Source organism: Paenibacillus xylanilyticus, assembly GCF_013359935.1.
Taxonomy (GTDB): Bacteria; Bacillota; Bacilli; order Paenibacillales; family Paenibacillaceae; genus Paenibacillus; species Paenibacillus xylanilyticus.
Map to the genome: position 1 here is coordinate 60635 of NZ_JABMCB010000170.1, position 16311 is coordinate 76945.

17 protein-coding genes and 1 pseudogene are annotated in these 16311 nt (G+C 47.2%); 15 read left to right on the top strand and 3 right to left on the bottom strand.

Features of this window, described 5'->3' with window-relative positions; genetic code table 11:
* The first annotated feature begins 303 nt into the window (after positions 1–303).
* From HP552_RS09420 to HP552_RS09465, 10 genes are all read left to right on the top strand, one after another.
* A complete protein-coding gene (locus tag HP552_RS09420; protein ID WP_175395267.1) occupies positions 304–1146 on the top strand; it encodes a fatty acid kinase binding subunit FakB in 843 nt (280 codons plus the stop codon).
* A 172-nt stretch (positions 1147–1318) separates the two neighbouring features.
* On the top strand, positions 1319–2038 hold the full coding sequence (locus HP552_RS09425) for a response regulator transcription factor (RefSeq protein WP_312884258.1): 720 nt from the start codon (positions 1319–1321) through the stop codon (positions 2036–2038).
* 5 nt (positions 2039–2043) lie between these two features.
* Complete coding sequence (locus HP552_RS09430) at positions 2044–2967, top strand: sensor histidine kinase (protein WP_175395370.1); 924 nt, start codon at positions 2044–2046, stop codon at positions 2965–2967.
* Positions 2968–3094: 127 nt separating this feature from the next.
* Entirely contained in the window at positions 3095–4018 is a 924-nt protein-coding gene (locus HP552_RS09435; RefSeq protein ID WP_175395268.1) for an ABC transporter ATP-binding protein, read from the top strand.
* On the top strand, positions 4011–4709 hold the full coding sequence (locus HP552_RS09440; RefSeq protein WP_175395269.1) for an ABC transporter permease: 699 nt from the start codon (positions 4011–4013) through the stop codon (positions 4707–4709). Before HP552_RS09435 ends, HP552_RS09440 begins: the two co-directional genes overlap by 8 nt.
* A 105-nt stretch (positions 4710–4814) precedes the next feature.
* Complete coding sequence (thiD, locus tag HP552_RS09445) at positions 4815–5627, top strand: bifunctional hydroxymethylpyrimidine kinase/phosphomethylpyrimidine kinase (protein ID WP_175395270.1); 813 nt, start codon at positions 4815–4817, stop codon at positions 5625–5627.
* Positions 5628–5865: 238 nt separating this feature from the next.
* The gene (locus HP552_RS09450) at positions 5866–6546 is read left to right on the top strand and encodes a response regulator transcription factor (RefSeq protein WP_175395271.1); all 681 of its coding nucleotides are present in this window, start codon (positions 5866–5868) and stop codon (positions 6544–6546) included.
* Positions 6543–8300 carry a sensor histidine kinase gene (locus HP552_RS09455; RefSeq protein WP_175395272.1) on the top strand — a complete coding sequence of 586 codons (1758 nt, stop codon included), beginning with the start codon at positions 6543–6545 and terminating at the stop codon, positions 8298–8300. Before HP552_RS09450 ends, HP552_RS09455 begins: the two co-directional genes overlap by 4 nt.
* A 21-nt stretch (positions 8301–8321) precedes the next feature.
* The gene (gene pssA, locus HP552_RS09460; protein WP_175395273.1) at positions 8322–8867 is read left to right on the top strand and encodes a CDP-diacylglycerol--serine O-phosphatidyltransferase; all 546 of its coding nucleotides are present in this window, start codon (positions 8322–8324) and stop codon (positions 8865–8867) included.
* 14 nt (positions 8868–8881) lie between these two features.
* Entirely contained in the window at positions 8882–9367 is a 486-nt protein-coding gene (locus HP552_RS09465) for a DedA family protein (RefSeq protein WP_175395274.1), read from the top strand.
* A 252-nt stretch (positions 9368–9619) separates the two neighbouring features.
* Here HP552_RS09465 and HP552_RS09470 read toward each other — a convergent pair.
* Positions 9620–10271: pseudogene (locus HP552_RS09470) on the bottom strand (transcriptional regulator).
* A 197-nt stretch (positions 10272–10468) separates the two neighbouring features.
* Complete coding sequence (locus HP552_RS09475) at positions 10469–11659, bottom strand: cation:proton antiporter (RefSeq protein WP_175395275.1); 1191 nt, start codon at positions 11657–11659, stop codon at positions 10469–10471.
* A gap of 379 nt (positions 11660–12038) precedes the next feature.
* Here HP552_RS09475 and HP552_RS09480 point away from each other — a divergent pair, with 379 nt between their 5' ends.
* The 5 genes from HP552_RS09480 to HP552_RS09500 all read left to right on the top strand — a co-directional run bounded on the left by HP552_RS09480 (position 12039) and on the right by HP552_RS09500 (position 15270).
* Entirely contained in the window at positions 12039–12623 is a 585-nt protein-coding gene (locus HP552_RS09480) for a DUF420 domain-containing protein (RefSeq protein ID WP_175395276.1), read from the top strand.
* Positions 12624–12695: 72 nt separating this feature from the next.
* Positions 12696–13439 (top strand): 2,3-diphosphoglycerate-dependent phosphoglycerate mutase, encoded by a 744-nt coding sequence (gene gpmA / locus HP552_RS09485; protein ID WP_175395277.1) that lies wholly within the window; start codon positions 12696–12698, stop codon positions 13437–13439.
* 193 nt (positions 13440–13632) lie between these two features.
* Positions 13633–13800, top strand: a complete 168-nt coding sequence (locus tag HP552_RS09490; RefSeq protein WP_175395278.1) for a hypothetical protein — start codon at positions 13633–13635, stop codon at positions 13798–13800.
* Between the two features lie 150 nt (positions 13801–13950).
* Positions 13951–14859 (top strand): aldo/keto reductase, encoded by a 909-nt coding sequence (locus HP552_RS09495; RefSeq protein WP_175395279.1) that lies wholly within the window; start codon positions 13951–13953, stop codon positions 14857–14859.
* 84 nt (positions 14860–14943) lie between these two features.
* On the top strand, positions 14944–15270 hold the full coding sequence (locus HP552_RS09500; RefSeq protein WP_175395280.1) for a thioredoxin family protein: 327 nt from the start codon (positions 14944–14946) through the stop codon (positions 15268–15270).
* A 70-nt stretch (positions 15271–15340) separates the two neighbouring features.
* Here the strand turns inward: HP552_RS09500 and bacA are convergent, their stop codons facing one another.
* Positions 15341–16129 (bottom strand): undecaprenyl-diphosphate phosphatase, encoded by a 789-nt coding sequence (gene bacA, locus HP552_RS09505; RefSeq protein WP_246310831.1) that lies wholly within the window; start codon positions 16127–16129, stop codon positions 15341–15343.
* Positions 16130–16311: the final 182 nt, after the last annotated feature.

Below are 16311 nucleotides of genomic sequence, written 5' to 3' on the forward strand. Positions count from 1 at the left end.
GACACCTCCGATAAGTTGGTTGAACGGCGGTCCCGTTCACTTCAGTCAAGGCGAAAAAGAGAGAAGGACAACAGCATACCAATTTATTCCTTCACAGGCAAGACATTTTTTTGGGATATCCCGGAAGAAACAGGGCTGTTCAACAATGCGCCACAAGACAGCGGTCTGTTCAGTCCTTTATAATGGAGGAGCAAGGACGTAAACGTTTACAATATGAACTATTCAAATTTTAAATAATCCGCCGGGCATGTGCCTGACGATGGGGGATACAGCTTCAACAATCCGGCAAGAGAGAAGGTTGGAATGAAAAAAATTGCATGGGTTACCGATAGTACCAGCACGCTTGATCCGCTGTTTGCAGAGCAGAATCACGTATACATTGTACCGCTGCGCGTCGTATTAGGAGAAGAATGTTATCGGGAGACGGAGGATATCTCATCAGAACAGTTCTATGAGAGGCTTGCTGAGGTTTCAAGAGCAAGCAGTTCTCAGCCGCCTATAGGTGAATTTATCGAACTGTATGAATCGCTAAAAGGACAGTATGACGAGATCATCACCATTCACTGCTCAACCGCGCTTAGCGGAACGCTGCATACTTCGATGCAGGCTGCAGAGATTGCTGGAGTGTCGGTGACTGCAATTGATTCCAGAGCAGGAGCCTACCCGCTGCGGGAGATGATTTTGCAAGGCTTGGAAAAGCAGAAACAGGGATGTACGGTAACTGAAATTAAGCTGCACATTGAGCAGATGATGGATAACATGTCCTTTTACCTCATTCCGGCCAGTCTTCAGCATCTCCACCGCAGTGGCCGCGTGTCTGGCACACAGCTGGTGCTCAGCCAATTGTTGAAGATTCACCTGCTCCTGCGGTTTGATGAGGGCAAAGTTGTTGTAGGCGAGAAGATTCGAACTTTTAAACGTGCCAAACAGCGCATGCTGGAGGTACTCAAGGTGGACATGGAGAAAGTTAAACATGTATGTATCATGCATGCCAACAACCAGGAAGAAGCCCTCACGATCAAACAGCAAATTGCCGATCTGCTTCCCCGGCTTAAGACTGAAATTATGCCTTTTATCCCTGTGGTGGGCATCCATGCAGGTGCGGGTACGATTGGACTATGCTGGATACGAAGTGAGACGATATAAAGAGATTGACCATAGACCCGGCGGGTGCCACCCTTGAAGATAGGTGGCTCTCCTGCCGGTTTTTTTGTGATTCATTTTTGAAGTGACGTTTGAAGAAGTGTCATTCCACGCATTGCCAATTCAACTGAACTGTGAGGTAATAAAAGAAATAGAGAGGCTGGAGGGAATTGACGTGTCAAGTTACCGTTTGCTGTTCGTAGAAGATGATCGTTCAATTAGTGAGATGGTTGGGCCATATCTGGAAAAGGAGGGCTACAACGTCACTTATGCATATGACGGATTAGAGGCAGAGCGCAAGTTTCAGGAAGCACAGCCTGCGTATGATCTTGTAATTCTGGACCTTATGTTGCCTCACCGAAGCGGCATGGAAGTGCTGCAGACTATACGGGCTGCCAGTCTTGTACCCGTATTAATACTATCCGCGAAGGATGGGGAAGTGGACAAGGCACTTGGACTTGGTTTCGGCGCAGACGACTATCTGAGTAAGCCATTTTCGTTAATTGAGCTGACTGCCCGAATCAAGGCCGCCATTCGTCGTGCCAACTATGCTGCACCACCTGTTAATGAAGTCCCAGCCAAGAATCAACGTATTGAAATCGGGGGGTTGGTGGTCGATATGGAAACCTATGAGGTTGAGCGAGAGGGGGCACCCGTAAGGCTGACATCCAAGGAATTCGGCATTCTGAAACTGTTTGTTACCCATCCTGGCAAAGTGTTTACGAAGGCCCAGATCTACGCGTCCGTCTGGAATGATCATTACTATGGGGACGAGAATATTATTAACGTACATATGCGCCGTTTGCGCGAAAAGATTGAGACAGACCCATCGGCACCCCAATACATCAAGACGTTGTGGGGTATCGGCTACAAGCTGGAGGTGGAACAGAAGTGACCTTGATTTTGGGCATGTTGGTTGGCGTTCTCATCATTGTTATCATTCTACTGGCGATAAGGCTGACCAAACGCAGCCGGCAATTGGCATATATTCATCAGAAACTCGCAGGCATTCTGGATGAAGAGACTTATGAACGGCTGCTGGTGTTCAGCAGCGATGCCCAGATCCGTCAGCTTCTGGCCGACATTAACGAGTTACTGGATTATGCACACCGGACCGGAGCCCGGTATGCTAATCAGGAGAAGGAGATACGCAACATGCTGTCCAACATCTCGCATGACTTGAAGACACCACTTACGGTAGTGCTGGGCTACAGTGAGACATTGCTGCACAGCTCTTCATTAACCGATCAGGAGCGGGAAGTGATGATCAGCAAGATCCAGGATAAGGCGCAGGAGGTGCTGCGTCTGATACATTCCTTTTTTGATCTGGCAAAACTGGAGTCTGGGGATACCGAACTTGCATTAACTCGGATAAATCTTAGTGAACTATGCAGGGTGAAGATGCTTTCCTTTTATGAAATGTTAACGAATCAGGGCCTGCAGGTAGAGCTGTCCATTCCTGAGGGCGATTTCTTCGTGACCGGTAATGAGGATGCACTCGACCGGGTGCTGGATAATCTGATTACCAATGCGATGCGATATGGTGCGGATGGTAAGGTATTGGGCCTTTTGCTTGAACAAACGAATAACGGAGAGGTCATGCTTCAAATCTGGGACAGGGGCAAAGGCATTCCGGAAAGGGAACATGACCGTGTCTTTGAACGCATGTATACTCTGGAGGATTCCCGTAACCGTCTCTATCATGGAAGCGGGCTTGGCCTCACCATCACGAAGCGACTTGTCGAACGGATGGGGGGACGCATTGATCTGCGCAGTGTACCTTATGAGCGGACTTCATTTAAAGTCACTCTAAAATCTCGTTAGTTACCTTTTTTGTGTATTTTGACGAACTTAAGCTTTTTGTAAGATTTGATTAATAAAAAAGCAGACTTTTCTCTTTACAATACAGATATAAGAACCCATCAGGGATCGTAAAGGAGAACAAGAAGAGATGAACTATATTGCACGCACCATCGGTGTGACCAAAACCTATGCAGGCACGGAGGTCGTATCCAACGTCAATATGAATATCAAGCAAGGTGAAATTTACGGATTTTTAGGGCCGAACGGTGCAGGGAAAACGACAATTATGAAAATGTTGACCAATCTGGTTAAGCCCACCGTAGGGGAGATTGAAATGTTCGGTGAGAAGCTTACCCCCAACTCTTATGAAGTACTTAAGCGAATAGGCAGCATCATTGAATATCCTTTTTTCTACGATAAATTGTCCGCCAGGGATAACTTGGAGCTCCACTGTGAGTATATGGGGTTTCATAATAAAAAGGTTATTGATCAGATGATGGAGAGTGTAGGACTGAAAAATACAGACAATAAACCAGTACGTGATTTCTCTCTCGGTATGAGACAGAGGCTGGGTATTGCTCGTGCACTGATTACCACGCCTGAATTTCTCATCCTCGATGAACCCATTAACGGACTCGATCCTGTTGGAATCAAAGAAATGCGAGACCTGTTCAAACGCCTTAGTGCGGAATATAGAATTACTTTGCTCATCTCCAGTCACATTCTGGGCGAGATTGAGCAAATTGCCGATACGGTAGGGGTGATTCGTGGTGGTCGCCTAATAGAAGAGGTGTCCATGGAGAGCATTCGCGGCACTCAGAGCGAATACATTGAGCTGCAGGTGATCAATGCCCGTAAAGCGATCTATGTCATTGAGCACCAGCTCACTCTGAATAATTATAAGTTGGTCGATGAACATACAGTTCGCATATATGACCCCGGTGTGGCACCATCAGAATTGACGGGCCAGCTTGTTCAGCATGGGATCGAAATTGAATCCATTTTCAAGCGGTCCCATTCACTGGAGGAATATTTTTTGAACATTGTGAAGGGGGATGGGGACGTTGCTTAAACTTGCTTTATTGGAAATGCGTAAGCATCAATTTGCCCGGTTTTTCGGATACGCAGCAATTGCCAATGTGGGTATCCTCTTGTTCCTGCTCATGATCGGTTTGGTGGACTGGGGAGCTGAGGATTATGCCTTTAAGACCTTTCCCCTCTCGTTTATGTTGATTGACACATTTTCACGGGCAACCTTTATCATCTTTGCAGGTGCCTTATTATCGAAACTGGTCATTAGTGAATATAAAAATAAAATGATGAATGTGATGTTCACCTATCCAATTAAACGTCACAAAATTATTGCAGCAAAGTTGATTATTGTTTTTCTGTTTACCTTTTTCATGATTATGTTCACCAATTTGCTGATGGGAGCAATCCTACTGGCAACAGATCATTTCTATCACTTCATTCCAAGCGAACTGACAGGTAATGAGGCGCTTCAACTACTGATCAAATACACGATTAGTTCGCTGTCTGCTGCTGCGATGGCATTAATCCCTCTGTTGTTCGGCATGAGGAAACACTCAACCACGACTACAATGGTGTCATCCATCTTCCTGGTTCTGGTCGTGTGTTCTGGTGTTAATGGACCGAGTGTTTCCATCAATTCCATTATCGTAATTCCATTAACTCTTGGCGCTATCGGCCTTTGGATCGCTTCACTGTCCATGGTTCGACTGGAGACAAAAGATGTAAACTAAAATGCTCGCAAAACCATGCTCCGTATGGCTTCAGATGCCATTGACATCCGCTCGTACAAGGGATAGGATAATGTCAACTGAAACACGAAGGAGAATGCGACTACCATGACGATTCCAAAAACATTGACAATAGCCGGCTCGGATACGAGCGGTGGTGCAGGAATTCAAGCTGATTTGAAAACTTTCCAGGAGCTTGGTGTATACGGTATGACCGTACTGACTACAGTTGTGGCCATGGAGCCTGAGACGTGGGATCACCAGGTCTTCCCTGTGGCTCTGGATGTAGTGGAAGCACAGCTCCGTACCGTTCTGGACGGAATCGGTTTTGATGCCATGAAGACGGGGATGCTGGGTTCCGTAGATATTATTGAACTGGTTTCAAAGCATATCCGCCGCAGTGGCCTGCCGCAGATCGTCATTGATCCGGTGATGGTCTGCAAAGGTACCGATGAGGTGCTGCAGCCTGAGAACACGGAAGCGATGATTGAATTTTTGCTGCCGGGTGCGGACCTTGTAACTCCGAATCTGTTTGAAGCTTCCCAACTGGCCAAGAGCGGACCGATCCGTTCCAAGGAACAGATGGAAGCCGCTGCTGCTGTAATTCACAACCATGGGGCGAAGCATGTCCTGATCAAGGACAGAGGCGTCATTACCCCAGGCAAAGCGATGGATCTTCTCTATGATGGCAAAAACTACGAATGGTATGAAGCCGATGTTGTTGGTTCCGGTTATACGCACGGTGCGGGTTGCACAACCTCTGCAGCGATCACCGCAGGTTTGGCGCGCGGTCTGTCTGTAAAAGAGGCTGTACGTGAAGGGAAAGCCTTCATTACTCAAGCGATTGCTGGCGGATTCCCGCTTAATCGTTTTGTTGGCCCGACGTTGCACGCGGCACACCGCATGGAGCACCAACGCTAATAGCGGATGCTGTAAGTGGTACCGGAAAGAGAACATGGGATTCAGCTAAAGGGTGGTTGTCAATGGGCGAAGGTGGCTCGTTGGTAACCGCCTTTTTGTGTGGATTGTTGAAAATTCAGTAACTTATGATGGTTATTAATCGTATATAAGATGGAGTTCATTCCAGAACATGGATGGACACACGAACGACACATGAAATCGTTATGTTAACAAAAGAAAGATAAAAGGAGAGTCGGCCATGGTTAGAACAGTGCTTCTCGTGGAAGACGAAAGCCGCATTCGTGAAATTGTGGCCGATTATTTTATAAAGGAACAATGGAATGTGATTGAGGCGGAACATGGTGTTGAAGCGCTCCAATTGCTGGATCTGCATGAAGTGGATCTGGTCATTCTGGATGTGCTGATGCCTGAAATGGATGGATGGACGCTATGCGGGCATATTCGGTCCCAATCCACCGTACCTATTATAATGCTGACCGCAAGGTCTGAAGATGATGACAAGATCCACGGATTTAACCTTGGTGTGGATGACTATGTAACGAAACCGTTCAGCCCTCGTGTACTGGTCGCGCGTGCCGAGACATTAATGAAGCGAGTCGAAGGTGCGATCAGCAGGGAACAGGGTGTGATCCGGTTTGGTCACGCGGTGCTTGATCCTTGGGCAAGACGACTGGAGAAGGACGGAGTGGAGGTAGAGCTTGCTCCGAAAGAGTATGAACTGCTGCTCTACCTGACACGCAATCAGGGAATCGTTTTATCCCGGGATGCCATCCTCAACCGGGTATGGGGATATGATTTTGACGGTGACTCTCGCGTTGTAGATACACATATCAAGAAGCTGCGCAGCAAACTCGGAGATGAGGCCAAGTGTATCCGTACGGTCATCGGCACGGGATATCGATTCGAGGCTGAGGCATGAGACGTAATGGTGTAACGATGAAGCTGTTTCTGGTGATGGCGGGTTTCCTGCTCCTGCTATACGGAACAACGGTGACTGCCCAGTTGGTCTGGTTCCCGGACTTTTATCAGCATCAGAAGATTAGCAGCATGAAGAAAAAACTGGCGAAATTTGAACAGCAGTATTCTAGCGGGCATTGGGATAGTGTACAGCTGGCCAAGGAAACCGGGAAATTTATGCGTCAAAATCAGTCACATCTGGTGATTCTGACGAGCACGGGGAAACTGGTCAATGACCCGTTCCACATTACACTGCTCCGTGAGGACGGCAGTCAGGTGAACGTGTCGCTGTCCCTGTTTATTAATAGTGAGAATGCGGGCTGGATTGCCACACATCTGAAGTACGGTCAGGAACTGACCGTCACAGGTCCAGCCAGTGGGTTGAACAAACCGATGGTCTATCCGGTGAAAATTCAGGACGCAAACTCTGCTGTGCGAGGTACGGAGGATTTTATGGAGCTCTCTGAGCCGGTTCAGGAATGGTCTGGTGTGTTAACCGAAGTGGTGCTTCCCAATCTGGGTACATGGAGTCAGAGACAGGGCTTGCTTGTGCAGGCACTGAACAGCCGCTTCCCGCTCACTACGGAAGACCAGCTAAGTTTGGCCAATGGTAAAATGCTTGCTGAAGAATGGACCGATAGCTGGAGTGGAGTCCGGAATGTGATTACCATAGCTCCGGTCCATAAGAACGGGCCACAGCAGCAGCTTATCTTCTCTCTGACTTCCCTGCAGGAAATGAGGGAGGCGAATGAAGCAACTCGTTTGTTTTATGCATACTTTGGTATGGGTGCATTTGTATTGATTCTGTTCCTGTCCCTGCTATTGTCCAGAATTGTCACAAAACCTCTGCTGGCCCTGAACCATGTTGCCAAAAAGATGTCGACCCTTGATTTCACCGTGAAATCACCGATCAAACGCAATGATGAAATCGGCAGTTTGTCCGATAGCTTGAACGCTCTTTCAACCACGTTAGGGCAGACCTTGGAAGAACTCAGGCAGGCAAATCGTCAAATGCGGACGGATATGGAAATGAAGCAGCGGATTGAACAGCGGCAGCGTGAATTCTTTGCCGATGCATCGCATGAACTCAAAACACCCATCAGCATCATCAAAGGGTATTCGGAAGGTCTGAAAGATGGAGTTAGCGAGAACAAGCGCGAGCGTTACATTGAGATCATTGCCGATGAAGCAGTCAAAATGGAAACCATGGTCGAAGAAATGCTGGATCTGGTTAGGTTGGAGTCCCAGGCCATCAAGCTGAACACCGGTGCTGTTGTCCTTGGAGACATGATCGAGGAAATTGCCGGTCGTCTCGGCCCTCAGCTGAAGGAAAAAGGGCTGGATATCGTGCTTGTCTCCACCACGGAGCAGACTGTTGAGGGAGATCGCAGCAAGCTGGAGCAAGTATTTTATAACATGATGATGAATGCTATACGTCATGCGCTGCCGCAGACCGATATAATGATTGAGATCAGCAGACTGGAAGGGCAGGTAAGAATCTCCATCGAGAATAAAGGCGAGGGCATTTCGGAAGCTGAACGCCAATATATCTGGGAAAGGTTTTATCGGGTAGAGCGATCACGCAATCGCAAAATGGGAGGAACCGGGCTGGGCCTGGCTATAGCGAAGCAGATTCTGGATCTGCACGGGTGCAGTTATGGAGTAGAGAACACGCCGGACGGAGTCCGCTTCTATATCATTTTTCCAAATGCTTAGTAAGAAAGGGAGTCAAGTCTTATGAAATCTTTACCGTCCATCTTAACTTTGGGCAACTTAACATCAGGCATGCTCGCAGTCATTATGGCTATTCATGGCGAGTTCGCGCTGGCGGTGACCATGATCTGGGTTGCCATGTTCTTTGATTTGTTTGACGGCTTTGCCGCACGAAAATTGCATTGCGAGGGGGAGTTTGGCAAGGCGCTGGATTCGCTGGCGGATGTCATTTCCTTCGGAACGGCCCCCGTGCTAATTTTGTATCTGAATTCCATGAACGAAGTGAATGTGCTCGGCATGGCACTGACGGCGTTATTTCCGGTGTGCGGCGCGCTGCGTCTGGCCCGTTACAACTGTCAGAAGACAGCAAGCACGGGTTTTGTCGGAATGCCAATTACATTCGCAGGCGGACTGATGTCCTTTTTCGCGCTCTGGAGTCCTTATTTCACTCATGGTGTAGCCTATCTTGTTATCGTTGTATTATCCGGTCTAATGGTTAGCCAAATTCGATTCCCATCTCTGAAACAGGTGTTGGCGCCTCATGAGAAGGACGTCGTGGAACCGAAATAAGGAGCGAGTCAGTCATGGAAATTGCTAAAGAATTTATTGGTCAATATGGATATTTTGCAATCTATGGATTGCTCGCTCTTGGTGTCATTGGCATGCCCATTCCGGATGAGGTGATGATGACCTTTGTCGGTTATCTCGCCTCCATCTCGGTCCTTAATTATTCAGTCTCAATTATTGTCAGTTTCGGCGGTGCATTTACGGGAGGGCTGCTCAGCTATGCGATCGGCAAGAAGGCGGGTAGACCCCTCGTAGTCAAGTATGGCAAGTGGGTAGGCGTAAACCCCAAACGGCTGGGGAGGGTGGAGGGCTGGTTCCTGAAATACGGGTATTGGTCCATTATTCTGGGATATTTTATTCCGGGCATTCGTCATCTGATGTGTTGTTTCTCCGGCATCAGCCGCATGGCAATAGGGAGATATGTACTGATCTCAGGTATCGGGGCATTCATCTGGTGTGTTGTGTTTATCTCGATTGGATTCTACGTTGGTGTATTAACTTAAAATGGACAACCTGTGTAAGATCCAGGTTGAGGATAAAGACCACTTGTAAATGGAGCGGTCTTTTTTTGTTGCCCTGCGGACTTTTAACGAACTTGACCGTGCTTAATTAGGCGATATGCGCAAAAATAGATCTTTAACGAACTTGAGAACTCTTATTTCAGGAAGAAATGATGTAGATCGTCGTGGTAACTCGTAATAACGTGTCTATGATTCGTAAGATAATGAACATTATTGTATGTGAAATAGGGTTCCTCAAGTTCGTAAGCTGTAGGTCCGATAGCGTTGTTTGCCACTAGCGACATAATACTCGTTGTTCGATCAAACCATGAAGTACTCGTCGGGCATGCTGATCCGTGATCCGAAGGTGCGTTGCTAGTTCGGAAGGTGTAAAGGGACGAAGAACACGTCTGGCATACCGTAGCGTCTCAGCTTCGAGCCAGTTTAATGATGCGGGTGTGTCCGTAGCAACGAATTTTCCTATAAAAGCAAGTACAAGCTGTTGGCAACGTTTCGGTTCATCCTTGATAGAAAGATATGCTAGAGGTAAAAAAATCCAATCATCGAGTGCCAGTAAACAATGCCTCCAGCATAGATCTTTAAAACGGCGGACATCGAGGTCACGGGCATGAGGGCCGTATCCCTGTATCTCAATACCTCCCTTAATGCCGTTATCAGGCAGATAAGCCAAATCCAAATAACGGTAGCCATTATGAAAGTCTCGAACCTCCCACTCTGGGTACAGACGGTTGAAGTTTCTTACTACGGGGAACCAGACTGAGCGCAAAAATTCTAAAGTTCCATGTTCGAGGCCGTTTTCTATTCTCGCACGAATTCTCTGATTATCCTCTTTTATCAAAAGGGAGTGCAACCATTCCTCATAAGCTTGCTCAAATCCAGCTGTCATCGTACTCATCACTCCTTAATAAATTGTGCAAAACAATACAAAAAGCCGCCTTGAACATGTTCCTTCCTTCGGCTTCGAAGGTGAACATTGGTTCAAAGCGGCGTGTGCTTCACGACCTAAATGGTTAATCTGATGAAATCATAGCTTTAAACTTCACTGAATTCAACAGTGGTTTCATTCCCGGTGATATTGATTAACTATCCATTTAGATGAGCTTCTTCAATCCCTTTTTCAACACGGGCTTCCCCTTTTTTGCGGGCAAAGGTTATTTTGAGCAGAGGTGGAGTAACCAGTGTAGTGACGATTACCATGATGACAACGCTGGTGAAATATTCAGAGTCGAGCAAGCCGGAAGCAAGTCCGGTTGAGGCAATAATCAATGCCACCTCACCCCGTGAGATCATGCCAGACCCGATGGCCAGGGACGAAGTCCGATCAAACCCGGTAAGCCGTGCACCGACTCCACCGCCAAGCAGCTTCGTCACGATAGCGATTAAACTGATCACGATGATGAACCAGATCTGAGAACCGACACCGTCAAACGTAACATTCAGACCGATACTTACAAAAAATACAGGCACAAAAATACTGTAGGCAATGGGTTCCACTTTGCTTTCGACTTCATGTTTGAAAGTGGTTTGGGAAATTGCAATACCGGCAGCAAATGCTCCAATGATACCCGCTACACCCATCCATTCGGCAAAATAGGAAAATCCGAAACAGATAATCAGCCCAGTCGTAATAACTGTTTCAGTAACCTTCAGTGGTGCCATCCATTTCATGATTCGAGGAACAAGGAACCAGCTGGCTGCAATAATAATAATAAAGAACAGCAGCTTCTTACCAATAAGCAGACCAATTGAAGTGTCACCTGCTCCTGTACCCAGCAAGCTCATCATGACAGCGAGTAATACAACGACCAGGACGTCATCAACAACAGCTGCACCAAGTATAGTTGTACCTTCGCGTGAACTGAGCTGATCCATGTCCTTCAATGTCTGGACAGAAATACTTACAGATGTAGCGCAGAATAGAAGTCCGAAGAAAAGAGCATGAGCTTGTGACATGCCAAAGGCGATGGCAGAACCGTACCCTCCGATAAATGGAAGAATGATTCCACCGACTGCAACGGCAAAAGCGGCCTTCCAGTTCTTCTTCAGCTGCTCCAGATCCGTCTCAAGTCCGGCGATAAACATCAACAACAGAACACCGATCTCCGCCATATAGTGGACAAAGTCGGTTTGTTGAACCCAACCCAGAATAGCAGGGCCGAGAACAACACCGATAATGAGCTTCCCGAGTACCGAGGGCTGACCAAGTCTTACGGAGAGATCTCCAGCAAGCTTAGTGAAAATCAGAATTAATGCAAGAGACAAAATAAATTCCATAGGTGTGCTCCTCTCCAGCAGTAGGCGTTTATAAGGTTGCCTCACCAAGGGCGCTTCATTCCGTGCCTGCAAAACAAAAAAATGGCATAGAAGGGCGTAAACAACCGTGCCCTAATATGCCATAAAAAAGACAAAGAGGGGCCCTTGGTGACAGGCTCCTCCGATTTCAACGCGTATGTGATTAATTGCATTAATTATACCATAATGACTCTTTTGGGTAAACCATTAGCAGCAGACAATCGGATGAAAACGAGCTGTTAAGGGTATTTTATAAGGATATGAAGCGCTTTTTGTTCAGAGTGTTGTCACTTAACAGGGGGCAGATGGCGAGATATAATGACATAGAACATAGAAGTTAGCATATAAGGAGGATTTTGCATTGGGCAAACATAACAAAGGGGATTCGAATATTCAATCGAATTCGGCTGCCCCTACCAGTAATAAAAATTTTGCAGGTCTCATTATTACCATTTCCATTCTCGCCAATGTCATTATTTTATTGTTGTTCTTCGCACCTTCGATCGGATACAAAGGGGATGTGGCCTTTGATATTACGGTACTGCCGCGATTTAATGCCGTGTTTAACAGCTTCACATTTATCTTCTTGCTTGCTGCACTGATTGCCATTATCAAAAAGAATGTAAAGCTGCATAAAAGATTTATTCTTGCCGCGTTCTCAACAACCCTACTGTTTCTCGTTACGTATCTGTCGTTTCACTATCTTTCTCCCGAAACGTCCAAATACGGCGGGGAAGGTATCGTTCGCTCCATCTATTTCTTCATTTTGATTACTCACAGTATCCTTGCCGCCATTATTGTGCCGCTGGCTTTGTTCACCCTCGTCTGGGGCTGGACAAATCAATTGAAGAAACACCGCAAAATTGCACGCTGGACGATGCCGATCTGGCTGTACGTCAGTTCCACAGGTGTAGTCGTTTACCTGATGATGGCACCTTACTATTAATGCAGCTTGTAGTTTATCAGGTTATATCTCGAAGGACTTGCGGGTAATGGTTTCAAGGAAGGAGGTACGGCTATGTACAGAGTGGTATTGATTCGCCATGGACAGAGTATGTGGAATGTAGAGAACCGTTTTACCGGTTGGACCGATGTCGATCTGACAAAGGACGGATATGGTGAAGCCCGTAAAGCTGGCAAAATTTTAAAGGAACAGGGTTTTGATTTTGACTACGCTTATGCTTCGGTGCTCAAACGTTCCATACGAACACTTGACATTGCGCTTGATGAGATGGACCGGATGTGGATTCCGATTACGAAGACGTGGAAGCTGAATGAACGCCATTACGGTGCTCTGCAAGGATTGAACAAACAGCAGACTGCGGTCAAGTACGGCGAAGACCAGGTCATGGAGTGGAGGCGCTCCGTCAGCGTATCTCCACCGCCGCTGGATGAGAAGGATGAGCGTTATGTGCAGGATCTGGACAAGTACAAGCGGCTTGGCTGCACGATTCCACGTACCGAAAACCTGATGGACACATCCAAGCGGGTGCTGGAGTACTGGAACAGCGAGATCAAACCCATGGTTTCGGCTGGCAAAAGGGTGCTGATCTCTGCGCACGGTAATACCCTCCGTTCACTGGTCATGCATCTGGATGAGATGTCGGAAGCCGATGTCATGGCACTCAACATTCCGACGGGCATTCCGCTGGTCTACGAACTGGATGAAAATCTTCATCCCATCGGACACTTTTACCTGACTGCCGACGGTTCTACGTTTAAACATGAAGAAATGACCCATGTAGCACCTCCGTCGGATTGATCTAGTGGCGAAGTGCAATGCAGGTGACCTCTGAATTTTAGAGGTCATCTTTTTTCGCTTCATGGTCACAATTCATGATCTTCTTCTAACTCATATGATATGGATGGTCTTACATACTGCGTTTCGTTTTCCCCACAAAGGGTAAATTCCAAGAAAGACACGATGTACATTAATCCCTAAAGGAGGAAAACACATGTCTAAAAAAAGCGGAATTATTATGACGGCGATAGGGGCAGGCGTTACCTATCTTATGAGAAACAAGCAGGCGCGGGATAAGCTGTTCTCAACGGTTTCCGGAATGATGAAAAGCTCAAGTTCGTCTAATGGAAGTAAAAAGGTCCAACGTGTAGATGTAAATTAGACTCTGTACACCATGTAATTACACAAATGAAGCCCGGAGCTGTAAAGGTTCCGGGTTTTTCTGTGATTCTGTTCAATTATCGAGGTGCGATTTTTGCGGGGAAGAATGATACAATGGATACTTGCAGAACGTATGAAAGGGGATATACACATGAAGAAAAACCGTCTAGGCTCATCTGAACTATTGGTCGGGGAAATTGGGCTGGGCTGTATGTCGCTCGGAACTGAAGTGAAGCCCGCTGTAAACCTGATTCATGAGGCATTGGACCACGGTGTCAACCTGCTGGATACAGCCGACTTGTACGATGCAGGACGCAATGAGGAAATCGTGGGAGAGGCTATCAAGGGACGCCGAGAGCAGGTCATTGTGGCTACCAAGGTAGGCAATCGCCGATTGCCTGGGAAAGAGGGCTGGTCATGGGATCCGTCCAAAGCGTATATCAAGCAAGCTGTCCATGACAGCCTGAAACGCCTGCAAACGGATTATATCGATCTGTATCAACTGCATGGAGGTACATTGGAAGATCCCATCGAGGAAACGATTGAAGCGTTCGAGGAGCTGAAGCAGGAAGGGCTGATTCGGTATTATGGAATATCCTCGATACGCCCCAATGTAATTCGGGAATATGTACAAAGAGCTTCTATTGTCAGTGTTATGAACCAGTACAGTGTTGCGGATCGCCGGGCGGAAGAGGAAGTGCTGCCCTTGTTGGAGCAAAAGGGAATCAGTGTGATTGCCCGTGGACCCGTCGCAAGCGGGGTGCTCGCAGATTCCGGTGCTGCGAAGGTGGACAAGGGATACCTGGATTATACTCCGGGGCAACTGCTTGCCATTCGTGAAGGCTTGAGCCGTCTTGTTACAGACGATCGGAGCATGGCACAAACCGCCATCCGATATGCCCTGTCGCATCCTGCAGTAGCCGCCGTAGTCCCTGGAGCAAGTTCACGAGCACAGCTCCTGCACAATATTGAGGCATCGAAATCTGCCCCACTTACGGATGCAGAGATTCAAGCGATACGGGAGCAGTACCCGGCCAATCGGTACAAGCAGCACCGCTGATTTGCCGAGCTACCTATTGCAATTGTAACTATTAGAGGTACAATAGAGATCAGCACTAAAGAATCGTACAAGGAGAGAAGACATATGGAAAGAATACAAAGTGAACAACAATACCGTAATACCATTAATTCAGACGGGCTGACCGTCATCAAATTCGATACAACCTGGTGCCCGGACTGCAAAAATCTCGATCGTTTTATTGGCGAAGTCGTAGATCAGCACGCGGATAAAACCTTCTATGCAATGGATGCCGAGAAGTTCCAGCCGCTGGCTGAAGAGAACGCAGTACGCGGCATTCCAAGTCTGCTCGTATTCCAGAATGGCAAAAAGATCGCACATCTGCACAGTAAATGGGCAAAAACACCTACACAAATCTCCGAGTATCTGGAGACGCTGGAATCCAAAGTATAAAGGTATGAAGAAGGCGACACAGGTTCCGGTTGGAACGCGTGTCGCCTTTTTGGGTTTGCTTTTGCTGTAATTACATCATCAAAATGAAAAAGAACACGGCTGCCAACACAAAGCGATAGATTGCAAAGACAGTCAGACTGAGTTTTTTCAAAATGGACAGGAATGTCTTGATTGCGAGCATGGCTACGATAAATGCAGCGATAAAGCCAATCGCAAAGATAGGGAAGTCGCTACCGTTCAGGTGATCGATACTTTTGTAGAGGTCGTATCCTGTTGCTCCGATCATGATGGGTACGGACACAAGGAAGGTAAACTCAGCAGCAGCAACGCGGCTCACACCTGCGAACAATCCACCGGAGATCGTTGATCCGGAACGGGAGAAGCCTGGCCATAACGCCAAAATCTGAAAAAGACCCACAACAAATGCCTGTTTATACGTAATATCGTCCACATCATGTGTGGTGATTCGATCACTGCGGTTGCTCCAGCGCTCAGCTACAATCATCAAAATCCCACCGATGACCAAACTGTACAGTACGGTCTCTGGCCCGAAAAGATGTGCCTTGATCCAGTCACGGAAAACAAGTCCAATGACTACAGCCGGTACCATCGCCAAAAAGATATGTACGAGGTTCAGACGTTGGGAATAGCTCCTCTTCCCTCCGGTGAAGCGGAACATGTCAATGAATTTGTTCCAGTAGAGCACAACGACAGCAAGTACAGCACCGAGTTGAACAACCACCTCAAACGTTTTGACTGACTCGTTGTCCTCCGATAATCCCAGCAGGTGGGCAGTCAGAATCATGTGTCCGGTTGAGGACACGGGCAAAAACTCAGTCAAACCTTCGATGATGCCCATAATAATGGATGATAAAATGTCCAATTCTCTTCCTCCTTGAAATGCAGATGACAGAATGCAGTCTGCTCTGCTTGACTGACAACACTTGTTCAGCAGAACAAGGCTATCATCTATTATGATCAGAAACGTGTCCAACTTCAACTTATGCATTGAATTGATTGTTTAAAACCATATTGACAAAA